Source organism: Streptomyces sp. ICN903 (assembly GCF_022015835.1).
Taxonomy (GTDB): domain Bacteria; phylum Actinomycetota; class Actinomycetes; order Streptomycetales; family Streptomycetaceae; genus Streptomyces; species Streptomyces fenghuangensis.
Window position 1 is genome coordinate 1 of record NZ_JAKMAY010000242.1, and the last position, 8,826, is coordinate 8,826.

The following is an 8,826-nucleotide window of genomic DNA, read 5'->3' on the forward strand; positions in this document are numbered from 1 at the left end:
TGCTCCAGGGGGTGGTCGGCTCTCCCGTCGGGGGCGCCGGTGACGGCGGGAGGACCGCGGGGCCGGGGAAGCCGGTCCGGGCCGGTGTCCACTCGGCCGCGCTGAAGGTGGCCGACGGCGGCCGGGCCGCGGAGTCCGGGCGGCGGGAGGTGGAGCCGTTCAGCCTGCTGGGGGTGACCTGGACCGATCCCGCCGCCCGCGTGGAGGGCACGGTGGAGGCCCGCACCCGCAGCACGGCGACGGGCCGGTGGTCGCGCTGGCTGGTGCTGGACGGTGACAGCGGGCAGGGCGAGCGGGGGGCCGGGCGCGGCGGTACCGAACCGGCCTGGGTGGGCCCCTCGGACGGGGTCGAGGTGCGGGTACGGGCCGCGGGCAAGTCCTCGGCCGGTCTGCCCGCGGGGCTGCGGCTGGACATGGTCGATCCCGGCGGCACGGCCACGGGCATGGAGCCGGCCGCGTTCACCGATGACGACCCCGCGGCCGATCCCTCCCCCACCCCGGAGCCGTCCGAACCGGAACCGGGCGGGTCGCTGCCGGCCACCGAGCCGGCACCGGAGCCGCCGGCCACGCAGAGCGCTCCGCCCACCGAGCCGGCACCGGCGAGCACACCTCCCACCGCACCCACCTCACCGCCGCCCTCCAGCGCATCGCCGTCGGCGAGCCCGTCGCCCTCGGTGAGCGGTCCGCCGGCTCCGCCGTCCACCGCGCCGCGTCCGCCGATCACCGACCGCGCGGGCTGGGGGGCGGACGAGTCCGCCAGCCCCGAGGAGCCGGTCTACCTGCCCGACGGGAAGATCAGGGCGGTGGTGGTGCACCACACCGCCGAGTCCAACTCCTACACCTGCGACCAGGCACCGTCGGTGGTGCGCGGCATCTACGCCTACCACGTGAAAACGCTGGGCTGGCGGGACATCGGCTACAACTTCCTGGTCGACAGGTGCGGCAGGATCTACGAGGGCCGCAAGGGCGGCGTGGACCGCCCGGTGATGGGCGCGCACGCCTACGGCTTCAACGCCGAGACCACCGGCATCTCGATCCTGGGCACCTACACCGACACCGCCGCCTCCACCGCCGCGCTGACCTCGGTCGCCCGTATCGCGGCGTGGAAGCTGGGCCAGTACGGCGTCGCGCCGAAGGGCACCGCCACCCTCACCGCCGGCGACGCCGGCCGCAACTATTTCGGCAAGACCTGGGCCAAGGGCGCGCGGCTGTCCCTCCCCGCCGTCCACGGGCACCGCGACGGCTACAACACCCAGTGCCCCGGCAACCGCCTCTACGACCAGCTCGCCACCGTCCGCACTTACGCCGCCGGCCCGGTCGGCGGCCTGGCGATCACCTCGGTCACCGGCGCCGGGCAGTCCGGGGCGACCTACTACACCAAGGCCGCCGTCACGGTGAACTGGAAGGCGAGCACGCCCGCCGCGCTGGTCTCCCGGTACGAGCTGCTGGTCGACGGCAAGGTCGCCGCCACCGCCGCGAACACCGCCGCCTCGGCCAAGGCCGCCCTGGCGGTGGGCACCCACACCGTGGCCGTCCGCGCCGTCCACATCTCGGGCAAGACCGCCACCACCGCGGCCGCGACTGTGGTCGCCGAGACCACTACCCCCGCCTTCACCACCAAGCCGAACCTGGCCCTGCGCACCGGCACCGTCGACACCGGCGCCGTCCCGGTCACACTGAAGTGGAAGGCCACCGACACCGCCGCCCTGAAGGAGGTCAGGCTGACCAAGCCGGTGGCCAGGACCTACGGGCCCACCACCACCAGCGCCTCCCACACCGCCGCCTCGGGCAAGGCCACCACCTGGTCGCTGACCGCCCGCGACCAGGCAGGCAACACCGCCACCGCCTCGGTGGCCGGCACCCCGGTGATCCTCCAGGAGTCCTCGGCCACCAGGAAGGGCACCTGGACCACCAGGTCCTCCACCAGCTACCTGGGCGGCAGGTCCTACTCCAGTTCCGCCAAGAACGCCTCGCTGAGCTGGACCTTCACCGGGCGCTCGGCCGCCTGGATCGTCTCGCGGGCCTCCGGCTCCGGCCAGGCCCACATCTACGTCGACGGCACCAAGGCCGCCACCGTGGACCTGAAGTCCTCGACCACCAAGTACCGCCAGGCGATCTGGACCAGGACCTGGGCCGGCAGCGCCAAGCACACCGTCAGGATCGTCGTCGTGGGCACCAGCGGCCGGCCCACCGTCACCACCGACGGACTCGTCTACCTCAAGTAGGCACGGGTCGGCGACAAGAGCGGCACACCGGGGCCGGGTGCCCTCCGCACAGAGCGGAGGGCACCCGGCCCCGGCCATGAGCACCACCGACCGTGCCGGAGCGGAGCCGGTCTCACGGACGGTGTTGACACCACCGGCCGTCTCTCTAGGATCCGTGACGTCCCGGCTCATCGAACGGTGTTCGACATTTCGTACGGTCAGGTGGACGGCCACTGCCCCTGCCCCGTTCCACCACCGCGGCCACCGGCCCGGGACGACCCCCACACGAGAAGGAGTCTCGAGATGGCAAGGACGGCAAGGGCAAGATCCCTCTTATGGCCGGCCCTCGTCGCCGTACTGCTCGTCCTGGGCGTGGACGGCGCCGCGCTGGGCCACGGCCGGAGCGGGAGCACCCCGCTCACGACCTCCCGCGCGGCCGCTGACGCCGCCACCGCCGCCGCGAGCCCCGGATGCGGCCGGGCCCCCACCCTGACGAGCGGCACCCACACGATCCAAAGCGGCGGCAGGGACCGGAGCTTCATCCTGCGGATCCCCGGCGGCTACGACCGCGACCGCCCCTACCGGCTGGTCTTCGGGTTCCACTGGCTGGGCGGCTCCTCCACCGACGTCGCCACCGGCCGCACCGTGGACACGGGCACCTGGGCCTACTACGGGCTCCAGCGGCTGGCGGACGAGAGCGCCGTCTTCGTCGCGCCCCAGGGCCTCGACAACGGCTGGGCCAACACCGGTGGGAGGGACACCGCCTTCGTCGACGACATGATCCGGCTGATCGAGGCGGACCTGTGCGTCGACCAGGAGCAGCGCTTCGCCCTGGGGTTCAGCTACGGGGGCGCGATGTCGTACTCGCTGGCGTGTTCGCGCGCGACGGTCTTCCGCGCGGTCGCGGTCCAGAGCGCCGGGGTGCTCAGCGGGTGCGACGACGGCACCAGGCCCATCGCCTACTTCGGAGTGCACGGCCTCAGGGACAGCGTCCTCGGTATCTCCGGGGGCCGGGCGATGCGGGACAGGTTCGTCCGGAACAACGGCTGCACCCCCCAGAACCCGCCGGAGCCGTCCCAGGGCAGCCTGACCCACCGGATCACCGCCTACTCGGGCTGCTCGGCCGGGCACCCGGTCGTCTGGGCCGCGTTCGACGAGGGGCACATCGCCGCCCCGCAGGACGGGGCGCCGGGTGACAGCGGCCCCAGGACCTGGCTGCCGGCGGAGATATGGAAGTTCTTCTCCCAGTTCCAGAGCTCCGACCCGGACCCCGAGCCGGACCCGGACCCGGAGCCCGAACCCGAGCCGGCGACCTGCCGGGTCACCGCCGCCGTCAACGCCTGGAACACCGGCCTGACCTCGAGCATCACCATCACCAACACCGGCACCACCGCGATCGAGGGCTGGTCGCTGGCCCTCACCCTGCCCGAGGGGCAGACCATCACCTCCGGCTGGAACGCGGTCTACTCCCCCGCCTCCGGCCGGGTGACGGCCAGGAACGTCTCCTACAACGCCACCATCGCCCCGGGCGCGTCGGTCGACATCGGCTTCCAGGCCACCCACACCGGCGACACCGCCCCGCCCGGCTCCTACGCCCTCAACGGCACCGCCTGCGCCTCCGCGGGCGGTTCGCGGAGCTGACCGGACGGGCCGGACCTGCGGCAGGGCCCCACCGGAGTGCTCCGGTGGGGTCCTGCCGCTCCGCCCGCTCCCGGACCGCGAGATCCGGCGGGCCCGCGCCCGCGCCGAAGTGGCCGGGCACGGAACGGACGGCCGTCAGAACTCGACCGTGGAGACCGCGTAGACCCGCAGGCGGTCCTCGCTGGTGACGTCCACGGTGACCGCCAGGTCGGGCCGCTCGCCGGGCCGCTCGATCCTGGCGCCCGCATAGCGGCGGCCCGGGGCGTCCAGGTCCCAGCCCACCGTCTCGGCCTGCCGCCCGGTGACCCCGGGGGCGCCCTCGCGCAGGGCGTCCGGATCGCCGCCGGCCTCCTCGAAGAACCTCTCCAGACCCTGCCGGGAGGTGCGGAACTGCACGTAGAAGGAGCTGCGCTGCCAGCTGTTGGTCTCGTAGTGCGCCACATAGCTGGACCCGCCGGGCACCGGCACCTCGTAGATGCGGCTCTCCAGCTTGCTGGGCCACTTCCACACCAGGCCGGTGGCGGCGGCGGCGCGCTGCTTGTCCTTGCCGCTGTCGCGGCTCTGGTAGGCGGACAGCACCAGGTAGCCGGCGGGGACGGCGATCAGCAGCACCACGATGATCGCGACCAGCCAGCGGTGCCTGGGCCGGTGCGGCGGGGTCCCGGGCTGCGGCAGGGACACGGTGGCGGTCAACGGCCCGCCCCCCAGCCGCGCGACGGCAGCAGGCCGGCCCCGGCGCGCTCGTACCGCTCCACCCGGCGGCGGTTGGCGCGGCGGAAGCGGCGGGCGACCAGCCGGGCGAGGTCGGCGGCGCCGACCATGCCGGCCTCCGGGCCGAGCTCGGCTCGCGCGATGCGGGCCTCGGGACGGTAGCCGCGGCCGGTGAGGTGGCGGCGGAAGGCGTCCCGGGCGGGGCCGATCAGCAGTTCGTCGGCGGCGCTGACCCCGCCGCCGACGACGAAGCAGGAGGGGTCCAGCGCGGCGGCCAGGTTGGCGATGCCGACGCCGAGCCACTCGCCGATCTCCTGGAGGAGCTCGGTGCACATCGCGTCGCCCTCGCGGGCCAGTTCGGTGATCAGCGGCCCGGTGATGTCGCTGACGTTGCCGCCGACGCGGTCGATGATCCCGTACGCGACCGGCGACTCGGCCGCCGCCAGCTCGCGGGCCTCGCGGACCAGGGCGTTGCCGGAGCTGTACTGCTCCCAGCAGCCGCGGTTGCCGCAGGGGCAGCGGTGGCCGCCGGGCACGACCTGCATGTGGCCGAACTCCCCGGCCACCCCGTACTTGCCCCGCTTGACCTGGCCGTCCTCGAGTATGGCGCCGCCGATGCCGGTGCCGAGGGTGATCATGACGAGGTGGTCCTCGCCGCGGCCGGCGCCGAAGCGCCACTCGCCCCAGGCGGCGGTGTTGGCGTCGTTGTCGACCATGACGGGCACGGCCAGGCGGGCGGTCAGCGCGTCGCGCAGCGGCTCGTCGCGCCAGGCCAGGTGGGGGGCGAACAGCACCCGGGAGCGGTCGGCGTCCACCCAGCCGGCCGCCCCGATGCCGACGGCGTGCACGTCGTGGCGGTCGGAGAGGTCCAGGACCAGTTCGGCGATGGTGTCCTCGACGACCTGCGGGCTCTTGGACTTGTCGGGGGTCTCGGCCCGGACCTTCTCCAGGATGCGGCCGTCGGCGTCGACGACGCCCGCCATCACCTTGGTGCCGCCGATGTCGATGCCCACCGTGGGCACGCGCGGCGCGGAGACGTAGGAGCGCCGCTCGCGCGTGGCCACGGCCCTGAACACCGTCGCTCTGGCGGTCGCCCTGGCAGTCGTTCCGGCGCTCGTTCCGGCGCTCGCTCCGGCAGTCGCTCGAACAGAGCCTCGGTGCGCCCGGTCACGGTACGTACTCATCACCGTCGATTGTGCCCTACGGAGCCTTGCGGCCCGGTTCCGAGGGACGGGTGCGCGCCAGTTCGTGGCCGAGCCGGTCCAGGTCGCTGCCGCCCGCCATCTGGCGGGTCAGCTCGTCCAGGCCGATCTCCTCGCGTGCGTGGCTGCCGGCCATGGAGCCGCGCCTGAGCAGGACGAACCGGTCGCCGACCAGATGGGCGTGGTGGGGGTTGTGGGTGACCAGGACGACACCCAGCCCCTGGTCGCGGGCGGCGGCGACGTAGCGCAGGACCACCCCGGCCTGTTTGACGCCGAGGGCGGCGGTCGGCTCGTCCAGGACGATCACCCGGGCGCCGAAGTGGACGGCGCGGGCGATGGCGACCGACTGCCGTTCGCCGCCGGAGAGGGTGCCGATGGGCTGGTCCACGTCGCGCAGGTCGATGCCCATGCGCAGCAGGGCCTCGCGGGTGGTGCGGCGCATGGCGGCGGTGTCCAGCCGGCGGAAGGGGCCGCGCCCGGTGACGGGCTCGGAGCCGAGGAAGAAGTTGCGCCACACCGGCATCAGCGGGACGACGGCCAGGTCCTGGTAGACGGTGGCGATGCCGCGGTCGAGGGCTTCGCGGGGGGAGGCGAGGCGGACCTCCTCGCCGTCGATGCGGAAGGTGCCGTCGTCGTGCCGGTGCAGCCCGGAGACGATCTTGATGAGGGTCGACTTGCCGGCACCGTTGTCGCCGAGCACGCAGACGACCTCGCCGGGGCGGACCGCCAGCGACACGTCCTCCAGCGCGGTCACGTTGCCGTAGCGCTTGCCGACGCCGGCCAGCTCCACCAGTGCCGTGGAGGAGCCGGCCGTCGCCGTGGGTGTCCCGTTCACGAGGATGCCTCCGCCCGCTTGCGGATCCATGCGTTGAGCAGCGTGGCGAGCAGCAGCATCGCCCCGAGGAAGAACTTGAACCAGTTGGGGTCCCACTGGGCGTAGACGATGCCCTTGCTGGTCATGCCGAAGATCAGGGCGCCGACGGCGGCGCCGGCCGCCGAGCCGTAGCCGCCGGTGAGCAGGCAGCCGCCGATGACGGCCGCGGCGATGTAGATCAGCTCGTTGCCCACGCCCTCGCCGGACTGCACGACGTCGTAGCTGAACAGCAGGTGCTGGCCGGAGATCCAGGCGGCCAGGGCCACGCCCATGTACAGGCCGACCCGGACGCGGTCGACGGGGACGCCGACCGCGCGGGCGGCGTCCGCGTTGCCGCCGGTGGCGAAGATCCAGTTGCCCGCCCTGGTCCGCAGCAGGATCCAGGTGGCCGCGGCGACCAGCGCGAGCCACCACACGATGGTGACCCTCAGCTGGAAGCCGCCGACGGTGATGTCGGAGGCGAAGACCGCGCGGGCGGAGGCGAAGCCCTCCATGTCGCCGATCGCCTTGGTGGAGACCGTGCCGCCGATCAGCTTGGTGAGGCCGAGGTTGAGGCCGGTGAGCATCAGGAAGGTGCCCAGGGTGATGATGAAGCTCGGCAGGCGGGTGCGGGTGAGCGTCCAGCCGTTGAAGAAGCCGATCGCGAGGGTGACCAGCAGGGACACCGCGACGCCGACCCAGGTGTTCGCCGTCATCTGGTAGCTGAACATCGAGGACACCAGCGCCGAGCTGGTCACCATCACGCCCGCCGACAGGTCGAACTCCCCGCCGATCATCAGCAGGGCCACCGGCACCGCCATGATGCCGATCGTGGAGGCGGCGTACAGGACGGTGCCCAGGCCGGCGGGGCGCAGGAAGCCGTCGGCGGCGAGGGCGAAGAAGACCAGGACGGCGACGGCCCCGACCACCGCGCCCAGCTCGGGGCGGGCCGACAGGCGCCGTGCCACCGGGCCGCGCGCGGCGGCGTCCTTCGCCAGGGCCGCGGGGGTGGCGGTCATCGGGTGCCCCGCTCGGTGTACTTCTCCAGGTCGGCGGCGTCGTCCTCGGTCACCAGCTGCGGGCCGGTGAGGACCGGCCGTCCGCCGCCGAGCATGTTGCCGTTGTAGCGGTGCAGCCACAGCAGGTCGACGGCCTCGTAGCCCTGGAGGTAGGGCTGCTGGTCGACGGCGAAGCCGATCGTGCCGTCGCGCAGTCCGGCGGCGACCTGGGCGTTGAGGTCGAAGGTGTTGACCTCCGCGTCGCTGCCCGCCCGCTCCACGGCCTTGGCGGCGGTGGCGGCGAAGGGGGCGCCGAGGGTGACGACGGTGTCCACGTCCCGGTCGGACTGGAGCTCGGCCTCGACGGAGGACTCCACGGAGGGCATGTTGGTGCCGTCCACGTAGAGGTTCTCCACCTCGCCGTCGAAGGCCTCGCGCACTCCGTCGCAGCGTTCCTCGTGACCGACGTTGCCCTGTTCGTGGACGACGCACAGGGCCTTGCCGTGGCCGCGCTCGTTCAGCTCCTCGCCGACCGCCTCGCCGGCGACGGACTCGTCCTGGCCGATGTGGGCGAGGGCGCCGAGGCCGGCGGACTCCTCCTGGCCGGAGTTGATCGTGACCACCGGTATCCCGGCCTTCACCGCCTTGCGCACCACCGCCTCCATGGCCTCGGGCTTGGCGAGGGTGACGATCAGCCCGTCCACCTTCCGGTCGATGGCGGTCTGGACGAGCTGGGCCTGGCGGCCGGCCTCCTTGTCGTGGGAGTAGACGAACTCCACGTTGTCCTTGACGGCCGCCTGCTCGGCGCCGCTGCGGACGATGTCCCAGTAGGTGTCGCCGTCTCCCGAGTGGGTGACCATCGCGAACGTCCAGCGCGGGGTGTCCACCGCCGCGCGGCCTCCGGCGCGCTCGCGCTCCTCCTCGGCCCGCTTCCCGCCGGTGCTGCTGCATCCGGCCAGGGCGAGCGCGAGTACCGCCGCCGACGCCGTGGCCCTCGTCCGTATGCCGGCCCGTATGCCGGTCCGTACGCCCCTGCGTACCCCTCCTGCCGTGGTCACGCGGTTTCCGCCCTCTCGCTGCGTGAGTGCCGGCCTGGCGGCCGGCTTTCGTGCCGTGCCGGGGCGCGGGCGGTGCCCGGCCCCGGCCGACCAAGTATCCGTCACCGCCGCTCGCACGGGGATCGGGGGTGGCGCGGGAGGAAACGGGCGGTGCGGGTG

General features: G+C 73.5%; 7 protein-coding genes. 2 read left to right on the forward strand and 5 right to left on the reverse strand.

Translation table 11 applies throughout. From position 1 onward, the window contains the following. Both L7D48_RS21650 and L7D48_RS21655 read left to right on the forward strand, forming a co-directional pair. Positions 1–2,225 (forward strand): peptidoglycan recognition protein (locus L7D48_RS21650; protein WP_374493198.1); only part of this gene is annotated, 2,225 nt, incomplete at its 5' end. Positions 2,226–2,507: 282 nt separating this feature from the next. Continuing rightward, positions 2,508–3,845, forward strand: a complete 1,338-nt coding sequence (locus L7D48_RS21655; protein WP_237881556.1) for a cellulose binding domain-containing protein — start codon at positions 2,508–2,510, stop codon at positions 3,843–3,845. 135 nt (positions 3,846–3,980) lie between these two features. On the opposite strand, the gene L7D48_RS21660 is transcribed toward L7D48_RS21655, so the two are convergent. The 5 genes from L7D48_RS21660 to L7D48_RS21680 are packed head-to-tail and all read right to left on the reverse strand — an operon-like array spanning position 3,981 to position 8,625. Continuing rightward, a complete protein-coding gene (locus L7D48_RS21660; protein ID WP_237881558.1) occupies positions 3,981–4,538 on the reverse strand; it encodes a hypothetical protein in 558 nt (185 codons plus the stop codon). After that, the gene (locus tag L7D48_RS21665) at positions 4,535–5,740 is read right to left on the reverse strand and encodes an ROK family glucokinase (protein WP_237881560.1); all 1,206 of its coding nucleotides are present in this window, start codon (positions 5,738–5,740) and stop codon (positions 4,535–4,537) included. Before L7D48_RS21665 ends, L7D48_RS21660 begins: the two co-directional genes overlap by 4 nt. 16 nt (positions 5,741–5,756) lie before the next feature. Then, positions 5,757–6,623 carry an ATP-binding cassette domain-containing protein gene (locus L7D48_RS21670; protein ID WP_237881562.1) on the reverse strand — a complete coding sequence of 289 codons (867 nt, stop codon included), beginning with the start codon at positions 6,621–6,623 and terminating at the stop codon, positions 5,757–5,759. Further along, positions 6,590–7,630: an ABC transporter permease gene (locus L7D48_RS21675; RefSeq protein WP_237881564.1), complete on the reverse strand. Its 1,041-nt coding sequence runs from the start codon at positions 7,628–7,630 to the stop codon at positions 6,590–6,592. The genes L7D48_RS21670 and L7D48_RS21675 overlap by 34 nt, the downstream gene beginning before the upstream one ends. Then, positions 7,627–8,625 carry a sugar ABC transporter substrate-binding protein gene (locus tag L7D48_RS21680; RefSeq protein WP_237881568.1) on the reverse strand — a complete coding sequence of 333 codons (999 nt, stop codon included), beginning with the start codon at positions 8,623–8,625 and terminating at the stop codon, positions 7,627–7,629. Before L7D48_RS21680 ends, L7D48_RS21675 begins: the two co-directional genes overlap by 4 nt. Between the last annotated feature and the right edge of the window lie 201 nt (positions 8,626–8,826).